Annotated in this window: 16 protein-coding genes and 1 tRNA gene; 6 read left to right on the top strand and 11 right to left on the bottom strand. The window is 43.2% G+C overall.

Annotated features, from left to right (window positions below; genetic code table 11):
* Positions 1-146: 146 nt before the first annotated feature.
* Together O8C65_15625 and O8C65_15620 are read left to right on the top strand one after the other, a co-directional pair.
* Entirely contained in the window at positions 147-497 is a 351-nt protein-coding gene (locus O8C65_15625; protein MCZ7358349.1) for a hypothetical protein, read from the top strand.
* 68 nt (positions 498-565) lie between these two features.
* Positions 566-922: a tetratricopeptide repeat protein gene (locus O8C65_15620; protein MCZ7358348.1), complete on the top strand. Its 357-nt coding sequence runs from the start codon at positions 566-568 to the stop codon at positions 920-922.
* 615 nt (positions 923-1537) lie between these two features.
* On the opposite strand, the gene O8C65_15615 is transcribed toward O8C65_15620, so the two are convergent.
* Positions 1538-1825 (bottom strand): hypothetical protein, encoded by a 288-nt coding sequence (locus O8C65_15615; GenBank protein ID MCZ7358347.1) that lies wholly within the window; start codon positions 1823-1825, stop codon positions 1538-1540.
* A gap of 765 nt (positions 1826-2590) precedes the next feature.
* Here O8C65_15615 and O8C65_15610 point away from each other — a divergent pair.
* From O8C65_15610 to O8C65_15600, 3 genes are all read left to right on the top strand, one after another.
* Complete coding sequence (locus O8C65_15610) at positions 2591-7447, top strand: right-handed parallel beta-helix repeat-containing protein (protein MCZ7358346.1); 4857 nt, start codon at positions 2591-2593, stop codon at positions 7445-7447.
* A 538-nt stretch (positions 7448-7985) separates the two neighbouring features.
* Positions 7986-8816: an alpha/beta hydrolase gene (locus O8C65_15605; protein ID MCZ7358345.1), complete on the top strand. Its 831-nt coding sequence runs from the start codon at positions 7986-7988 to the stop codon at positions 8814-8816.
* Between the two features lie 191 nt (positions 8817-9007).
* Positions 9008-9415, top strand: coding sequence for a hypothetical protein (locus O8C65_15600; protein MCZ7358344.1), 408 nt, complete (start codon positions 9008-9010; stop codon positions 9413-9415).
* Positions 9416-9464: 49 nt separating this feature from the next.
* On the opposite strand, the gene O8C65_15595 is transcribed toward O8C65_15600, so the two are convergent.
* The 10 genes from O8C65_15595 to O8C65_15550 all read right to left on the bottom strand — a co-directional run bounded on the left by O8C65_15595 (position 9465) and on the right by O8C65_15550 (position 18806).
* Positions 9465-10025: a 30S ribosomal protein S7 gene (locus O8C65_15595; GenBank protein MCZ7358343.1), complete on the bottom strand. Its 561-nt coding sequence runs from the start codon at positions 10023-10025 to the stop codon at positions 9465-9467.
* A gap of 1 nt (position 10026) precedes the next feature.
* Complete coding sequence (locus O8C65_15590; GenBank protein ID MCZ7358342.1) at positions 10027-10455, bottom strand: 30S ribosomal protein S12; 429 nt, start codon at positions 10453-10455, stop codon at positions 10027-10029.
* A gap of 41 nt (positions 10456-10496) precedes the next feature.
* Positions 10497-10928: a NusA-like transcription termination signal-binding factor gene (locus O8C65_15585; GenBank protein ID MCZ7358341.1), complete on the bottom strand. Its 432-nt coding sequence runs from the start codon at positions 10926-10928 to the stop codon at positions 10497-10499.
* Positions 10921-11214, bottom strand: coding sequence for a 50S ribosomal protein L30e (locus tag O8C65_15580; GenBank protein MCZ7358340.1), 294 nt, complete (start codon positions 11212-11214; stop codon positions 10921-10923). Before O8C65_15580 ends, O8C65_15585 begins: the two co-directional genes overlap by 8 nt.
* 2 nt (positions 11215-11216) lie before the next feature.
* The gene (rpoA2, locus tag O8C65_15575) at positions 11217-12365 is read right to left on the bottom strand and encodes a DNA-directed RNA polymerase subunit A'' (protein ID MCZ7358339.1); all 1149 of its coding nucleotides are present in this window, start codon (positions 12363-12365) and stop codon (positions 11217-11219) included.
* Between the two features lie 2 nt (positions 12366-12367).
* Positions 12368-14998 carry a DNA-directed RNA polymerase subunit A' gene (locus O8C65_15570; GenBank protein ID MCZ7358338.1) on the bottom strand — a complete coding sequence of 877 codons (2631 nt, stop codon included), beginning with the start codon at positions 14996-14998 and terminating at the stop codon, positions 12368-12370.
* Positions 14999-15007: 9 nt separating this feature from the next.
* Positions 15008-16822: a DNA-directed RNA polymerase subunit B gene (gene rpoB, locus O8C65_15565; GenBank protein ID MCZ7358337.1), complete on the bottom strand. Its 1815-nt coding sequence runs from the start codon at positions 16820-16822 to the stop codon at positions 15008-15010.
* Complete coding sequence (locus O8C65_15560) at positions 16815-18413, bottom strand: DNA-directed RNA polymerase subunit B'' (GenBank protein MCZ7358336.1); 1599 nt, start codon at positions 18411-18413, stop codon at positions 16815-16817. The genes rpoB and O8C65_15560 overlap by 8 nt, the downstream gene beginning before the upstream one ends.
* A 17-nt stretch (positions 18414-18430) precedes the next feature.
* Positions 18431-18688, bottom strand: coding sequence for a DNA-directed RNA polymerase subunit H (locus tag O8C65_15555; GenBank protein ID MCZ7358335.1), 258 nt, complete (start codon positions 18686-18688; stop codon positions 18431-18433).
* 21 nt (positions 18689-18709) lie between these two features.
* Positions 18710-18806, bottom strand: a tRNA-Lys gene (locus O8C65_15550).
* 240 nt (positions 18807-19046) lie between these two features.
* On the opposite strand from O8C65_15550, the gene O8C65_15545 reads away from it, so the two are divergent.
* Positions 19047-19433 (top strand): hypothetical protein, encoded by a 387-nt coding sequence (locus O8C65_15545; GenBank protein MCZ7358334.1) that lies wholly within the window; start codon positions 19047-19049, stop codon positions 19431-19433.
* Positions 19434-19456 lie beyond the last annotated feature (23 nt).

Raw genomic sequence — 19456 nt, 5'->3', positions numbered from 1 at the left:
AATCCAATTTGTTCCGGTTTCTGTGTAACAATTATTATAGGCAAATAATATACTATAAACTTTAATCAAATACAAGTAAATAAGGGTGATATTATGGATAAAATTGAAGGCTTAAAATTAATAAGACAAACAAATAGGAAATAAAGATGGATATATTAGGTTTAATTATAGGAACAACCGTGTTGTGGATATTGACTTATGTTGTTGCATTGCCTTTGGCAAGATTATTTGCAGGGACTGAAATAACTACACTTAATGCAGTTGATAGCATACCCACTGGGACTGAAATAACTACACTTGATGCAATTGATAGCATACCAACGGAGACATTTGTTTTTGTTCATTCTCTGGTGCTGGGCATAGCAGGCTTATTGCTCGGATCATTCTTCGGTTTATATTTCATCGGTTTTGCATGGAAGGCCAAAATGTGGCCTGGTTTAATCGCACTAATGGTAGCGAGTATGTATAGTTCTGGATATAATCCCTTTTCTAATTGAAGTGTCCTGGGATAGCTTGAAGGCAGGCTGTATCCGAGAACGATTTTTGCACGAACTAAGGATTATCTATGAGAGTAGCCCAGAATTTGTCGGTTTCAATATGCGAGATGCAGGTTGAGCAATATTCAAAAGCCAGAGGAAAAGCTGTAAAAAATGCCAGTATCCTGCGCGCTCTGGGTAAGGAAGCACTTTATCTTGGCAAGCTGGATGAAGCCTTTAATTATTTCATCGAGGCACTTTCTGTGGATGAAGAACAAAAAGACCACATAGGAAAGGCAATAGACCTGAACAACATTGGAAGCGTGTACAAGCAATGGGAGAACCTTGGGCACGCGCTGGCATACTTCAAGAAGGCTCTGGAAATAGCCGAGGAACTCAAGGATGCAAGAAATGCAGCAGTGGTAAGAGGCAATATGCTTCATTAAAGCAAAGCAGAGCACGTTAAAAGCTTTCTCTGAAACACGCATATTGACCAAGATATTGGGTGTCTATAGACGCTACTTGCACCTGCACCTGAATTGAAAACAGAAGTAATCCTCATGAAATGCTGAAATTCAGGCGCGCATATGAGCGAGATTATTGTAACTCATTATACCTTCGGCCTTAGTATCATGAATTGCACTCTTCTTTTACAAATTTTGTAGCAATGGTAGCTAATATAATAAAAATAATTACACAAAGAAGCCAGTCCAAAAAACCTTCAAAATTATATAAAAGCGCATAAACAATTAAAATTACAAAGATAATTAAATCTATGATTACTAATATCTTCCAGATAGTCTCTAAGATTTTGATAACAGAAATCCTTTCAATAGGGATAAGTTGTATGTTGTAAAGCTCCAGTAAAAATGCTTTTGATAACAGAAGCCTTTTTCTTAAGATTAATAACTATTTTAGTTATAACCTTTTTAATAAATAAGTATTGCGTGAGGTGGTGCTATATAATAAGTCGGTAACTTCTCATACTTCGGATATAAACCTGATAGATGTATAGTATTTTGCTGAATATTTTAGATAATGATTATACTGCTGAATGTTATTTAACCCATATTATTACCAATGCTCCCAAAAGCAGGATCAAACCTCCTGTAACTCTCATGCATCTGCTCAAAATCCTCCCTTACCTTCTCATAATGCCTTTCCTTGATCACCATAGTATGCCCTGCTGCTACAGCAGATAATTCTCGGGATCCACCTGCATTTTCGTGATGCTTTTCACCTGCTTCCCTGAGAGCCTGTAGGTAACTAGATGCCTGGAATGCACATATGGAAATTGCTAAAAAAATTAGCGAATCTGTAAATACGAAAAATATTCTCTTTTGTAACAAAATTACCGACTCTAAAAATCTGGATCTAAAATGCCCCAATGTGGGGAAAAGGTAAAAATAACTATTTGGAATTCCCTGAATATAACTCTTAATCCAGAATTAAAAGAAGAACTATTTCAGGGACGCATCTATATATTTCACTGCCAGAAATGCAAATTTGTGGTTCAATTTCCTAACACTTTTATTTATCACGATATGAAGAGAAAATTTTGTGTTATGTATTTCCCCGTACTGATATTTGGTAATGAAGATATGTTAAACAAAACGTTTACAGAAGATGGTGATGTTATACCCATATCAAATGATATGCCAGATTATATGAAGAAAATGCATATAGTTTTTGATATGGATGAACTTGTACGGTATATTCAATTTAGAGAAAGATTGCTCAATTGTTCAAGCGAAAAGGGGTAAATCCTTCTGTTTCTTCAATAATTCTTCCATTTCTGTCAGGTTTCATAAAATCTGCAATTTTCGCAAGCAGATGAATGTTTTATAATTTCTAATACTTTTCGCAAAGTACCATAGTATCAAAAAGAGGAAATTCCTGGCTTGAGAGAATTGAAGGAATAAATAAAATACGAAAGTAAATTGGCAATTCGGGACCAGATGATAAGCCCATACATACCGCTTTTTTGGAGAAACTAATTTGTTACTCCATTTCCGTAACATAATCCCATTTGTTCCGGTTTCTGGGTAACAATTATTATATGCAAATAATATACTCTAAACTTTAATCAAATACAGGTAAATAAGGGTGATATTATGGATAAAATTGAAGGCTTAAAAGGCCAGAGTTTCTGTACAAAGGTAAAAAAAGCTGTTGAAAATATCCCTATAGCGGTCATTCTGCTGTTCTTAGGGATAATGGCAGGGTCGGCAAGTGCAGCAGTACCGAAATTCACAGAAATAACTCCAAGTTTTGGAGTTGCTGGAACAGATGGTCTCACCATTCTAGCATCAGACCATATAGCGGGTTCCAGATATCAGGACATGCTTAAATCTCCGGGAAGACTTGAGGCTAAAGGCATGCATTTTGAAATTAATGACAGCAATTATTTAAACATAACCCTGGACAGCTCAGAGACCATTAATATAATTCTTGAGTCAGCCCCGAAAATGGTTACAATTAAGTTTGAATCAGCTTCTGGCCCCCTGGCAGCAAAGATAACTCTGGGTGGTTTTGTCCCACTAACTACATACAACAAATACGAGGATAATTACCATAACTTTTTATCCTTCCAAACAGATAGTAATGGAAATTATACTTATACTCAGGAGCTTTCAAAGCCGCATTTTGTTTTCATTCAGCCTGAGACAGGCAAGTTAAATAACCTCAATACTCTCGCTATCAGTCCCGCCGATATGCTCCCCAGTACAATATTTATTCAGGATAATGCAACTGGTGGTGACTGTATCTTAATAGGTACTTGGAATATAAGCTCAAAGACCTGCACACTGACAACGGATATGACTTCCAACATCCAAATAGATAATGATAGCATAACCCTTGATGGCAATGGGCACACAATAACAGGAAGTGGTACGGGTAATGGTGTTTATCTTTCGGGAAGAAGTGAAGTCACAATCAAGGATTTGAATGCCAATAAATTTTATAATGGCATTTTTCTGTATTCTTCCAGCAACAACATGCTGAGAAGCAACAACAATGTATTGAATAACGGTGACGGCATTTCTTTGTGGTCTTCCAGCAACAACATATTGAGTAACAACAATATTTTGAGCAACTATGGAGGCATTTATCTGTACTATTACAGCGACAACAACACGCTGAGTAATAACAATGCATCGAACAATAGTGTCGGCATTTTTCTGGGCCCTCATGGCAACAATACATTGAACAATAATAATGCATCGAACAACCGTTTCTATGGAATTGGTCTGGGCGATTATTACAGCAACAATAATCTTCTAAGCAACAATACTGCATCCAACAACGGCGCCACTGGCATTGTTCTGTTGCCGTCCAGCAACAATGTACTGAGCTACAATAAAGCATTGAATAACAACGGATCTGGCATTATTCTGTACTCTTCCAGCAATAACAATATGTTGAGCAATAACAATGCATCGAATAACAACTATAACGGCATTTCTCTTAACTTTTCAAGCAATAACAACATTCTGAGCAACAACAATGCATCGAATAATAAAAATTACGGCATTTCGTTGGGCGATTCCAGCAGCAACCTCATCTATAATAACTACTTCAACAACACCAACAACGCTTTTGATAATGGAAACAACATCTGGAATATCACAAAAACATCCGGAACTAATATCATAGGCGGATCTTGGCTTGGTGGCAACTACTGGTCTGATTATGTTGGAATGGACACTGAGGGAGATGGTCTGGGAGATACAATGCTTCCCTACAATTCCTCAGGTGGAATAACAAATGGTGGGGATTTTCTGCCTTTGATGCATGTCAATACACCTGATAACGTTGCACTGGGTAAACCCGCCTATGCAAGCTCTTCTTGGTATAATACCCCTCCTAGCAATGCATTTGACGGAGATTGGAATACGCATTGGAATTCTGGAGGTTATGCCCCCGCATGGATTTATGTTGACCTACAGCAGAATTATAATATTTCTCGAATTAAGCTTATTGTGTCTCAAACTCCCGATGGTAATACCACACACAATATTTATATCTCACAGGATGCTTCTAATTGGACCCTGGTAAAGACGCTTAGTATGTACACAAATAACAAACAAATCTTAGCAGAAGACTTTACTCCGCCACTACTGAATGTGCGTTACGTAAAAGTGGAGACTGTCAGCTCTCCATCTTGGATTGCTTGGTTTGAAATTGAAATCTATGAAAACCCCATCGGTCCTGGAGCACTTAATATAACCAGCTTCTCTCCAACTACTTCAACAGTGACAAATAATGTGAGTGAATCAAGAACATTCAACATTACAACAAATCAGACAGTGAATGTAAGCTGGCTTATCGACGGAACAGAAGTATTCAATGAAACTGATGTAATTACATCATCCTATACCAACTCTAGCGCAGCGTTGGGCACATGGAATGTTACTGCGGTTGCAAGCAATGCTAACGGCACTGCTATGCAGACATGGGATTGGATAGTAAAAGCACCTCCAGTAGCTGGAGTTCCTGTTATGATAAGCTGGAGCAACACTAAAACAAACGATGCTTCTTTGAATATCGCGGCAAATGTTTCTGATGCAATTCGCTTTAATGCCGCTGCAAACCAGAGCATAGATACATGGAACTGGCTCTTGAATAATGTTAATCAAAACAACAACTTTGATAACTTCAGTAATCATTTTGCAGCACCAGGCAATTATATAATTAAGGTGAATGCCAGCAATGCCAATGGCACATCGGATACAGTAACTTGGAACGTAAATGTGACTGGAATTACACCACCAACCGGGACTCCCAATATAATTGACTTCTCGCCACTTACTACAACTGTGACAAATAATGTGGGTGAATCAAGAACCTTCAGCATTACATCGAATCAGATTGTGAATGCAAGCTGGCTTATCAACAGAACAGAGGTATTCAATGAGACTGGCGTGATCACATCATCCTATACAAACTCTAGCGCAGCGTTGGGTACATGGAATGTTTCTGCCGTTGCAAGTAATGCCAACGGTACTGCCATACAGACATGGGACTGGAATGTGGCATCCATTACAACTACTAACCGTGTTCATAACATCAACAAGGGTACCAATTACTCAACTATACAGGCTGCCATTGACGATGCCAACCCGGGTAATGAAATAAATGTGGACAGCGGGACGTATTATGAGAATGTGAATGTGGACAAGCAGCTTATACTACGTGGTATTGATACTGGCGATGGTAAGCCTGTTGTAAATGCTAACGGAAGCAATGCTGTAACTCTGAGCGCAGGGGGAATTACGCTCGATGGATTTGTTGCGGAAAATGCTAGCTCCTATTTTGGAATTTGGGTGAATTCGACTGATAATATACTCCGGAATAATATAGCCTCAAATAACACTTATGGCATATTTCTGACCTCTGATACTATTGGCGCCAACAGTAACAATACACTTGATAACAACACCGCAAATTCGAACAGCTTTAGTGGAATCCAAATTGAATTTTCCGGCTACAACGTTTTAAAGGACAACACCGCAAACTCAAACCTATTTGGAATCGTCATTTTCGATTCGAAAAAAAATAATTTAACTAACAATATCGTATACTCGAACAGTATAGGAATCCTTATTCAAGATTTCATTTCCCCAACCATAAACAATACCTTAACTAATAACACCATAAAATCGAATAAATATGGAATACAAATCTATTCTTCCCTGCATTCTTCCAGCGGCAATCTCATCTACAACAACTACTTCAACAACACCAACAACGCTTATGACGATGGAAATAACATCTGGAGCATCACAAAGACGCTTGGAACGAACGTCATTGGTGGTTCTTATCTTGGCGGTAACTATTGGTCGGATTATGCTGGCAATGATACTGACGGGGATGGCCTGGGAGATACAATGCTTCCATACAAATCCTCGGGCAACATAACAAACGGCGGAGATTATCTGCCTTTGATATATGTCAGTACACCTGGTACCGGAGCGCCAAATATAACCAGCTTCTCTCCAACTACTTCAACAGTGACAGATAATGTGGGTGATTCCAGAACATTCAGCATCACAGTAAGCCAGACCGTTAATATAACCTGGCTGATCAATGGTACACAGGTTCAGAAAAATAATGGTGTGACTGCAGCAAGCTATACCAACACCGGTGCAGCCCTTGGGATATGGAATGTATCTGCGCTGGCCCAAAATACTAATGGCAGCGACATGCAGACATGGGACTGGAATGTGACACAATTAATAATCGGAAATGGCAGTATCTCAGGCTTCAAGATCAATGATACCAACGGCAACGGAAAATGGGATGCAGGCGAAGCAGGAATTCAGGGCTGGAATATCACTCTTAAGAATGCCACAACTGGCATAGTAATATCCAGTGACTTAACAGATGCTAACGGATTCTACCAATTCATGAACCTTGTAAATGGCAGCTATAATGTAACTGAGGAAATGAGGATAGGATTTACTCCCAGGAATGCTACTTTCAAACTGGTTAATATAGCTGGTCTAAACGTTATGAACCTAAACTTCACGAATCAGCCACTGATACAACCACTCGGAGGCATTATCTCAGGATTTAAGATAAATGATACCAATGGTAATGGAAAATGGAATGCAGGTGAGAAGGGCATATCAAATTGGACTATCAGGCTGATTGGCATCATTGGCAAAGGAAAAAATGCAAAGGTCATAAGAAAAGAAACCTTCACCGATGCTATGGGTTTCTACAAGTTCGATAATCTTGAAGCAGGTAGATATTTTGTGATCGAGAAGCTCAAGAAAGGATTTGTGCCCACCGGGTCTCCTGTTAAGCGTATAAAGCTCGCCCAAGGTAAGAACTCCATGAACAACAATTTCACGAACAGGCCAGTAAACAGCCGGGATAAAATAGACGACCAAAGAAACGTGGACGACTATGAGGCCATAAATAGAGATATCGACAAATATAAAGAAGATATGGAATGGAACTGAGCCTACCTATAATGTTTAGAGATGAAGGGATAGATAGGAGAATTTGTCCCAATTTTTATCTCTACTCATTTAAAATGGTATTTAGAAAATGAAGTAATATCGGAGAACGTCCTGTTGAAGGACATTCTGACAAAAAAATATTAGAATATGCAGAGAACAACTCAATTGACCTTATCATAATGGGAACATCAGGAAAAAACTGGTGGAAATGATTCTTGCATGGGAGTGTTTCTGAGAAAGTAATCCATAATTCGAAAATGCCTGTACTCGTTGTTCGTGGAATTCAAGATAAATATTAATATTATTTTATTCTAAATAGACATTTATTCAAATTAATATTATACATGAATTTCTGCTAAAAATCAATGCCATCCAGTCTTGATAGTCAATTATTGTACATGACCAAGCCCTGTCTCCTGGAGGCAAAGATTATAGACTTTGGATACTGATAGATTATAAGAGAAGTGAATAGGTAATTCATTAATACATGCCTGAAAATTTATCAATCTTTAAAACACCTTTAAGTCAAGCCAAATATATGGCCTCCTATGACGCCGTTCTTGCCCTCTGGCCTGTGCCCTATGAGTCTTTTGACATGCCCACGCGGTTTGGCAAAACCCATGTCATTGCAAGCGGGCCAAAAGGTGCGCCACCATTAGTGCTTTTGCATGCCACGAGCGCAAGCGCTACCATGTGGTTCCCCAACATTGCTGACCTGAGCCGTGAATATCGAGTCTATGCGTTGGATATAATAGGGGATGCAGGCAAAAGTGTGGTCAGTCACCCACCTCAAAATAAGTCTGATTACGCCCTCTGGTTAACTGATGTGTTTAATGAGCTTGATGTTACACAGGCTGATGTGGTGGGAGCATCGTATGGCGGATGGGTGACATTGAATTTGGCTCTGTATGCCCGGGAGCGAGTGAAGAAGATTGTGCTGCTCAGTCCGCCAGCGGCATTTGCCCCGTTCAATAAAATGTACATTTTGCGTATAGTTCCTTCGATGCTCTTTCCAATTCGACCTTTTATAATCAATAGCATACGGCCGTTATTCGTAAAATGGCCGAATGAGACCTATTTTGAGCAATTGGTTTTGGCTGCAACTTGCAGGTTTAAACTGGTATTCCCGACCGAATTCACAGATGACGAACTGCGGCAGATCAAAACCCCTGCCCTCTTGCTGATAGGGGAAAAAGAAGTCATCCTTTCCGCTTCGAAAGCCATAGACCGGGCCACTCGACGGATGCCAAATATCCAGGCTGAAATGATTCCTGATGCAGGTCACATATTGTCAATGGACCAGCCCAAGATGGTTAGTGATCGCATTCTAAATTTCCTTAACAAAAATTTCCAAATTTCAGAGTTTTAAAGATGAATTCTATTTACTATCCTGCGGTCCTTGCTATCCCACCCAGCGCCTGAATATGAAAACAGAAATCAAGTAAACCGAAGGAAAGACAAAATTCATGAGCATCGGCTCTGATACCTTGCGGATTTCAATCTGATTTCCTTCCGACACCAAAAACATTAAAGTTTTATACCTTTGATGTTATTATAATAATGATGGATTTGGACAGCATAATAGCAATTTTCGCAGCCTTCACAGCGATTTCAACAATGACTCTTGTGGTATCCATAATTCATTTAGCAAACATCAATAACAAACTATGGCTCGCCCAGGACAAACCCTGGCTGAATTTCAGGACCACTTACGTTTCGGTGATCATAGGGGAGACGAGAAGACGCCAGGTTTTACACGTCAAGAACATAGGCAAGGGACCAGCCCTAGAGATAACATTCAAGATAGGCCCGGTAGATGAGCCGGTTTCAATCTCATCCCTCTCGCCCGGGCAGGAAGAAAGTGTTAACAACATACATCTGCCAGATGAATTCCAGATCAAGGAAATATCCTATAATGACATCAATGGCGTGAAAATAAGACAGAAAACTTACAATACGCGCTGGTAAATAAGAAAAATCTTTGCGGCCTGACCCGCAAAGATGCTCATTCAAATTATTAACGTGCGGCTTTTGCTACGCGTTCGATGTTGTCCCTCTTCCCCATGGCATACCCTTTGATGTCAAAGTTGGCTGCAGCGATTATCTCATCTGCAAGAGCGTCAACAAGAGACTTCTTCTTGCCGAAAGCGGCCTGCTGTGCACCTTCAGCTATTAAGCGAAGAGCGGTATCCACACGGCGCTGTGGTGCCGTATCAACGGATTTCGGAACCGCGATACCACCGTACTGCAACCTGACGGTCTCTTCCCTGGGTCCAGCATTTGTGACTGCATTGACCAGTATCTGCACGGGGTTCTGTCCGGTCTTTTTATTGATTATCTCAAAAGCTTTTTTTACTGTCTTGATTGCGGTGATCTTCTGACCGGTATTGTTCTCTTCGCGCAGCATCTTATTGACAAGGCGCTCAACAATGTTCAGGGTCGACTTGCTGAACTGCCGTTTTGAATTCCTTCCCCCCGAGTGGGGAATAAAGATCGGCGTAATTGTTATATAATTCTTGACACTCGGATCCTTGACCTCAACTTCAGAAAAATCCCATTTTCCAAACAATTTGTGCATACTATCTCACCGGTTTTTCCTTCTTGCCAAGTACCATCTGTCTTAAATCCACGTTATTGACCGTTACTACTTTCCAGCGTACTCCAGGAATATCTCCCATTGCTCCGCCCATCCTTCCGCCTATGCGTTCAACCATAACCTCATCATGTTCATCTATGAAGTTGATAGCGCCATCACTCGGACAGAATGCAGTTATCTGTTTACCATTCTTGATGAGCTGCAGCCTTATGCATTTCCGTATTCCTGAGTTTGGCTGTTTAGCCTCGATCCCTACTTTTTCCAGTGCAATTCCTCTTGCCCGGGGTGCTCCCCCGAGAGGGTCGGCCTTTACGTCAAGATTTAGAGCCCTGCGGCTGTAATTACCGTCGCTCCATCTGAAATTTTTATGATCATTTTTGAGCTTGCGAGCAGCATATATTCCTTTTCCCATGAAGTTTTTCCTCCAAAAACCCCGTAAAATATTACGGGGACTTATTGAATAATAACATCCTCAATATTGTGGTGCCTCAGGGAGAGTTTTTTGACCTTTTCAATATTCTTTCCATCTCTCCCGATGGCAAGACCCTTCTCTTTAGTATTTACCTCTACATAAGCTATACGCTTGTCATCCTTCACAACGATACTGGCATTCTTTATTACGATCGGGTGAAAAGCGTTTTTCACGAACTCAACAGGGTCTTCGGAGTGTTCGATTATCTCTATATGTTTGCCTATGGCTTTCTTTACGCGGTTTATCCGGTCCCCGCCTTTTCCAATAGCAAGTCCCATATCGCCATTCTTAACCACGAAAATCAATCTGTTATTCTCAACATCCTCATAGCAATCCTTTGTGCGGGCACCTGTGAGGTTTTCAAATAATGCGATGTACCTTATTCCTTCAGTGCTTAATTTAACTTCACTCATTCATGCTCCCGAAAGAGAGTATATCCGATTCTCCCGGTTCTATCACCGCGAGGGCGGCTATGGAGAACGGTTTGCCGCATGCAACCCCGAGATCAACAATAGACCCTGCGTATTTTATTACTGGTACGCCCTTTATTTCATTCCTCGCTTTTTCTGGACAATTAGACGATACTACAACAGCCTGCGCTTTTCCACTCTTTACTGCATCCATGGTTTGTTTGGTTCCAATCAGTACTTTGCCAGTCGATAAAACGCTTCTCAGTGATTTGTTTATGTCGATTTCCATGATTATTCTCCTTTAATTGCTTTTTTTGCGATCAGTTTAACATTTCCGGTTCCCAACTTTATGGGCTGTCCTACTATTACATTTTCGGTCACTCCACGAAGTTCGTCAACATCGCCGCTCAGACCTGAATCCAGGAGATGGGTGACGGTTACCTCAAATGCAGCTCTTGCAAGGACACTTGCTTTTTCGCCGGATATGCCGTGTCTGCCTATTGGTTTTACATCGCCGTCCACAGTCATTATATCAGCTACGAGCATGATATGGCGGACATCCACTGTCAAGCCCTGTTCCCTGAGAGTTTCTGTTGCCTCATGGATGAGTGAGCTTCTTGCCGCTTCTATCCCCATGACCTCAAAGATTTCATTAATATTGTTCGTTCTCGTCCTGGTAGCGTCAACCCCATCTATCGCCAGCACCTCTTTAAGTGCAGAGCCTTCAGTGTATAAAACATATTCGCCACCCTCTTCTTTCCTGATCACGACCCTTTTTATGCCCTTTATGCCTTTCAATATTACGGATTGTACGCTCTTAACGAGCTGGAGCAGTTGCCTGTAGGAAGGCTCTTCGGGTCTCATCAGCAAATCGTCTCCGGATACTTCGGCTGAAACACCCAGTTCTTCCTCGATTTTCTTGGCTATTTCCTGGGGTGTCATATTGCGCTGGAGGATTGCTTTTTTATTGAGTTCCACCACGATTTTCATTTCTGTGATATCCGTTGACATGCTTCCCAGCACGGTAATATTTGTAGACTCTATCTTCCAGGCAAGCTCACGCGCCTTATCCCTGTCGAATGCATAATCTTTCTCCAGGAATATGGTCATCATTGGCGTGCTCGGGTTTTTCCGCGCGTCCACGATTTCGATAAGACGCGGCAAACCCAGCGTAACGTTTATTTCAGCAACTCCAGCGTAGTGGAAAGTTCTCATTGTCATCTGCGTACCCGGTTCGCCTATCGACTGCGCCGATACCACACCTGCCGCCTCGCCTGCCTCGATCTTAGAATGATCATACATGTTTGCGGTGCGTTTGATGATCTCATCAAGCTGTTTTTTCGTCACCTTCATGCTCTTAAGTTCACGCAATAGGTTATCCGCTATCTTCTGGGGAAGCCCTATACCTGCAACTGCCTCTTCTGTTGCTTTTTGGTCCATACTTATTCCTTCCCCCCCATCACGGAATCGATAACCCGCTTGATGGCCTCAGGTTTACTGAAATCGCTGTTCATCGGATTGATCCCATCTTCTCCATACTTGAACTGTATTATCATTTTTCTTGTATCCCTGACAGTGCCATCATATTGTACTTCCAGGTCCTGCAAAGCGTTAACAAGCCGCCGCTGCAGATAACCTGATTGCGAGGTCCTGACGGCTGTATCTACCAGACCTTCTCGTCCACCTATGGCATGGAAGAAATACTCTGTGGGTGACAGGCCGCTCTTGTAGCTTGCCCTCACAAACCCGTGAGCCTTTGACCCAAGATCCCCTCGCTCAAAATGCGGAAGCGTGCGTCCGGCGTATCCTCTCTTAATTCTCTCACCTCGGACTGCCTGCTGTCCCACGCATGCAGCCATCTGTGTCAGGTTGAGCATCGAACCTCGTGCGCCGGAGCGGGCCATTATAACTGCTGAGTTATCCATCCCAAGATGTCTTCCAGCAATATCACCCGTTGAGTCTCTTGCTTTTGAGAGTTCTTTCATTATCTCCATCTCAAGTGTTTCAGTAAGGGTTCGTCCAGGCAATTGTTCAAGCTCGCCTGCTTTATACGCAGCTATCAGTTTTTCAACTTTGTCGCTGGCCTGTCCCAGAACCTCATTAATGTGGGTTTGAGCCTCGGGAGGTATATATTCATCGTCTATCCCGAAACTGAATCCCTTTCTCATTATCCCTCTTATAGAGAGACGAGTCGCATCATCAATGAATTTGCATGCGACCTGGGGATTGAATTCTTTCATGAGTTTATCCAGTATCACACTCTTGAAAGCGCCGATGGCTTTTTCATCGATCGTTCCCCTTTCCAGAACACCGTCTTTAATAACCACATAGGCATCGTTCTCACAATCCACACCCTTGCAGACATCACAATGTTCGCATATCTCAGCTTTGAACTGTAAATCCAAACCCTTCGGGAGTATCTGGCTGAATATCTGTTTACCAGTCCAATAAGGTTCCTTGTTTTCCTTGCCCGCAGGTTCCGGCAGTTCCCTGATCTCGGATTTTGCCAGAAGCTCGAGTGCTTCATTCTTGTTTATCTTTTCTTTGCTGTTGGTGAGCAGGAAAAGACCTGATATGTGGTCGTGAATGCCACCGATAATGGGGCCGCCGAACCTGGGGGACAGGATATTTTCCTGTACATGCATCAAGATCTTGGCTTCGGCCCGTGCCTCCTCGTTCTGCGGCACATGCAGGTTCATCTCGTCACCGTCAAAGTCCGCGTTATATGGTGGACATACTGCTGGATTAAGCCTGAAAGTCTTATAGGGCAGCACTTTTATTTCATGAGCCATAATGCTCATTCTATGCAGAGAGGGTTGCCTGTTGAATAGGACAACATCTCCGTCTTTTATCTGCCTGTCGACCTTCCAGCCCAGTTCTACCAGACCGGCAAGTTCCTCGCAATTCTTGTCAGTGATCTTTACACGCCGTCCATCTGCTCTGACAATATAATTAGCTCCCGGATGATTTTCCGGACCGCGCTTTACATATTCTTTTACTTCCTCAAGATTTCTCGGCGTCACGTTCAACGTGATCGTAAGTTCTTTTGCCACCTCAAGAGGTACGCCTACCTCAAAGATACGCAGATTCGGGTCAGGCGAGATAACAGTTCTCGCTGAGAAATTGACTCGTTTTCCTGACAGACTTCCCCTGAACCTTCCTTCCTTGCCTTTCAACCTCTGGGATAGTGTTTTTAATGGTCTGCCCGACCTGTGTCTTGCCGGGGGAACTCCCGAGACGGCATTATCGATGAACGTGGTCACGTGATACTGGAGCAACTCCCACAGATCTTCGATGATGAGCTGTGGCGCTCCAGCTTCCCTGTTCTCCTGGAACCGCTGGTTGATTCGGATAATATCCACCAGCTTATGGGTAAGGTCATCTTCACTTCGCTGTCCTGATTCCAGTGTAATGGAAGGCCTCATAGTGACCGGCGGGACGGGTAATACGGTGAGTATTATCCATTCAGGACGTGCGTTTTGAGGATCCATGCCGATCACTTCGATATCTTCATCCGTCATCTTTTCAAGGCGGGAACGAATATCGGTGGGCATCAGTTTATGCTCGTTCTCGATATAAGTGGTCGGCTTTTCAAATTTGATCTCCTGCTGCTCTTCGTTGCAGTACTGACATGTCCCGGCTTTTCTCGCTTCTTTGAACACTTCACTGACAATATCTTCTGTCGACTGTCCCATTTTTTTAAGTGTTTTTATCTGTTCAACATATTTCTTTTTCTGATCCGGTGCAAGAAGCAACGCTCCGCATTTCCTGCATGTGGCCCTCAGAACCTTCCGTATCAGCTTTGCAAAACCTACATGGATGACAGGCGCTACAAGTTCGATATGCCCGAAATGGCCCGGGCATTCACCTGCGCGGCCGCCGCATGTTTTGCATCGCAGACCGGGATCGATGACACCAAGTTTGGTATCCATCAATCCCATTTCAATGGGAAAACCGTCGTCATCATAGGTGTCCGCAGTTATCACCCTTGTGACGCTCATTTTTCGAAATTCTTTTGGTGAAATGAGACCGAATTTTATTTCTTTTATTCTTTTTGGAGTTGCAATTATCATAATCTTCTCCTACACCGCATCTTCAAGTACAAGCCTTGGCGCAACGCCCAGGGATATTATCTCATCAAGCAGGAGCTTGAATGCATAGCTCATCTCAGCGGGGTATATGTCTGTCTCAGCCCCGCAGTTAGGACATATCGTGATATTTTTCCGTTTATCTAACGTGGCGATCATACCGCAGTGGGAACAGACATATTCCACCACTCTGTCAGACTCATCAAGCAACCTTTCCTTTAAAGCCATTGCCGCGCCGTGACCTATCAGAACATCACGTTCCATTTCTCCGAACCTCAAGCCGCCTTCTCTGGCACGGCCTTCGGTGGGCTGTCTTGTCAATACCTGGACAGGGCCTCGCGACCTGGCATGCATCTTTGAAGAGACCATATGGTAGAGTTTCTGGTACAGGATAACGCCGACAAAGATATCGGCCTGGATCCTGATCCCGGTTATGCCATCATAAAGTACTTCCTTGCCGGTATGAGAGTAACCGAATTTCTTAAGGGAGTTGCGCAAATCTTCCTCGGATGCTCCCGAGAACGGGGTACCGTCCATTTGTTTTCCATCCAGTGAGCCTACTTTGCCGCCTATCATTTCGAGCACATGGCCTACGGTCATACGTGAAGGGATAGCATGCGGGTTGATTATGAGGTCGGGAATGGTCCCGTTCTCAGTAAAAGGCATATCTTCATGAGGCACTATCAGGCCGATCACGCCTTTTTGCCCGTGCCTCGAAGCGAACTTGTCACCAATTTCAGGAATTCGCTGGTCCCTTGTTCTGACTTTCGCAAGCCTCGATCCGTTTTCTGATTCAGTTAATATGACGGTGTCAACTGTGCCCTTCTCGTTGGATCTCATAGTGACCGAGCTCTCCCTGCGCTGGAGCGGACTTATTCCAAGTTCGGTTGGTTCTTCCAGGAACCTTGGAGGGCTTGTCTTTCCTATCAGGACATCGTTCGGTCCCACAGGTATTTCGGGGTTTACAAGACCATCGTCATCCAGTTGTTTGTAGACCTCAGCACCCCTGGCACCTCTGACTTCAGCATCGGGGATCTCAAATTTATCTTCCTGCCCGCCGGGGTATTTACGCTCTTCCCCCTCGTTTGTCCTGAAGAAATGGCTTCTTCCCAATCCGCGCTCTATCGAACCTTTGTTTATGACCAGGGCATCTTCTATATTATAGCCCTCATACGAAAGGACTGCAACCACATAATTCTGCCCGGCCGGACGGCTATCAAAACCTATGGCTTCAGCGGTCTGGGTTGTGACCAGCGCCTTCTGCGGATAATGAAGTACATGGGCGCGTGTATCGGGTCTCAGTTTCATGTTAGGAGTGGACATACCGAGACACTGTTTGATCATGCCTGCACCCATTGTATTCCTGGGTGATGCATTGTGCTCCGGGAAAGGCACCATGCCTGTGCAGATACCAAGTATTAGAGCCGAGTCGATCTCAAGATGGGTATGCCTTGGAGTTATATCCTTTTCATCTATCGCTATGAACGCATTTTCTTCTTCTTCGGCATCCAGGTACTCTATTAATCCTGCATTAACAAGAGCATCGAAGTTTATCTCACCATTTTTTAATTTCTCGATATGTTCGTTTGTGACCAGAGGTACGCCTTTTTCAACAATTATCGCAGGTCTTCTTGCCCTCCCCTGATCCGAATTGATCACAATCTCATTCGTGTCATCATAGTAAATGATATTTACCTGCCTCTTAATTTCACCGCGCCTGCGTTTCTGCCGCAGTTCTTCCACCAATTCTTTTGGTGACTCATGGGAGCCTACAAGCTCACCATTTAAGAAAATCCTGGTCTTATTCAAAGACTTCGACCTCCACTTCTTCTTCGGTTTCAACTTTTGTTTCGCCCTCTTCTTCAAGCGCTTCCAATTCTGTCGCGTATGTTGTAGGTACTTCCTCCATCCCCACAAGATGTGGGATGATGGGAACGACACCCAATTCATAAAGTATGTTCTTGAGTTGCTTTTCCTCACCTGCGCTCGTTGAGATTTCAACTAATTGTGCAAAGTTCTTCACCAGGCCGCAGTTAGGTCCTTCAGGCGTCTCCGAAGGACACACTCTGCCCCACTGAGTGGGATGAAGGTCCCTTGCCTCGAAATGTGGTTGTGATCGTGACAGCGGTGAAATGACCCTTCGCAAATGCGAAAGAGATGCGATGTAATCTGTCCGGTCAAGCAGCTGAGATACGCCTGTGCGCCCGCCGACCCAGTTGCCTGTAGCCAGGGGATGTACCAGACGCTCTGTCAGCACATCTGAACGCACAACTGTGGCAACGTTCAGGTCCCTGTTCCTCATGCTTGCTCTCTCAAGCTGGTATTTGATATCCCTTGTGAGCCTGTTGAATGAAACCCTGAAGAGATCCTCCATAAGGTCGCCTGCAAGTTTGAGTCTTTTGTTAGCATAATGGTCTTTATCGTCGCTTTCCCTTTTGCCGAGAGCAAGTTCGAAACAGGCCTGTGCCATGCGTCCCAGGAACTGTGCCTTAAGCATCCTGTGGGCCTCATCATTCCCCAGATGCGGTAATAAATAGCGGTCAATCACATAGTTTGCTCTTTTTATCTGGTATTCCCTTGCCTGACCTGATGCGACTCGAGTGCCTATTTTCTCCATTGCCTTTTCCTTGTCGCCAACTTCGGCTTCTTCAAGGTTCTCAAGCATGAATTTTACAATCTCGGGGTCGTTGGATACCGAATTCACGATATCCTGATCGGTCTCGATACCTAGCGCCCTCACAAGCGTGACGAAATTTATCCTGCCCGAGATGGACGGGAACGAGACCTCTAATATCGATTTCCGGTTGCGTTCCACGACCACGAGGGCACGATAACCACGCCTCTGCGAGAAAACTTTAGCTACCTCGATATTTTCACCATACCTTTCCTCAAATTCTACGAGGATCTTATTCGGTGCAAGGTCTTCAAGTGTAGTTATTACGCGTTCCGTCCCGTTTATTATGAAATATCCGCCAGGATCCTGCGGGTCTTCCCCTAACTCGACCATTTCCTTTTGAGTTAAACCCACAAGGTTGCATTTCTTTGACCATATCATCATCGGCAAATGTCCTATTTCAGCTTCTTTTTCTTCTTTTTCACCTTCCGGGCTTATAATGGTCATGCCGAGATAAAGCGGCGCAGCGTATGTTATGTTCCGCAACCTTGCCTCGGTTGGATAGAGCTTGTCCATAGCACCGTCGGCTTCCCTGACAACCGGGTGACTGATACGGATCTTCCCGAGTTTGACAAATGTGCCTTCGATATCAGTCTCAATAATCCTCTGTTCATCAATGACTTTCTGAAGACCGTAATCCAGGAAATCATTGAAAGAATCCACGTGATGCCTTACGATTTTATCACTTGTAAAATATGCTTTTGATAATTCTCGCCTGTCTAACATATTACGACTCCATCAATTTATGCGATAACCAATCTGTAGAATAGGGACGTGCCTGCAGTATGGCTGTCACGCGTGACCTGTACGACATCCCCGACTTTTGCTTTGATCGCCACTGCAGCCGGGTCTGAAACCCGGATCTTGGGCATTTGTTCTTTCTCTATATCATATTCTGCCAGAACTTTACTTAATTCATTTTCATCTACAATTTCATGCTTTGGTACCAGTTTATGTCCTAAGGGCGCAAACTCCCTTCCAGTAGGCTCCTTCTCCTTCATTTTATTACCTCCCGGGCAAAACGGGCTCGGAGGGATTTGAACCCTCGACCATCGGGTATCTTTTCATTCTTTCGTCTGAATAAAAGCCCGGTGCTCTGCCTGACTGAGCTACGAGCCCAAACCCATTATCCTTTATTCTAATGCTCTCAATCATGAAAGATAATTGCTCAACAATAAATTGCAAATCAGTTAAAACCTCGTGGACGTGCGCCCCTTACACAACCTCCTTAGTCTTAAATCTTTCTCTGTTCCCATATTGACTTTTTAATTAACCCTGGAAAAGTGATGATCAAAGCATGTCTGTTTGACAGGAGAATTTCATGAAATAATTTATATATCCTTGAGTAATTCTGCATGAATGAATAATGGACGAAACATGGATGAGATAAAAACAACCGAAAAAGAAAAAGATGAAGTCCTTGACCATCTTGAAAGTATGTTGAAACGCATGCCGGAAAACGCAAGACAACCCATCCTTAACCTGATAAATAAACGGAAAGTAGAGCTTGGGCTCATGAAATCGGAATTACCGCTTGCCGGCTATAAACTTAAAAAAAGAAGATCAAAGCCCAGGCAGTCTACAAAAGAAATCAATGATTCCAGGGAATCCCTTAAGAAAATCGCAATGAATGTTGGGATTGTCGCCGAGAAGCAGAGACCGATCAAAGGGGATATCGATATCAAAAATGAACCTCTCAAGAAAGAAAAAAAAGCTATAGAAGAGGCAGACTCTTATAAATATTGAGTCCTATTGGCATTCCAGACCGC

The sequence above is a fragment of the Candidatus Methanoperedens sp. genome (assembly GCA_027460535.1).
Taxonomy (GTDB): Archaea; Halobacteriota; Methanosarcinia; order Methanosarcinales; family Methanoperedenaceae; genus Methanoperedens.
This window is presented reverse-complemented; position numbering and strand designations above follow the sequence as displayed.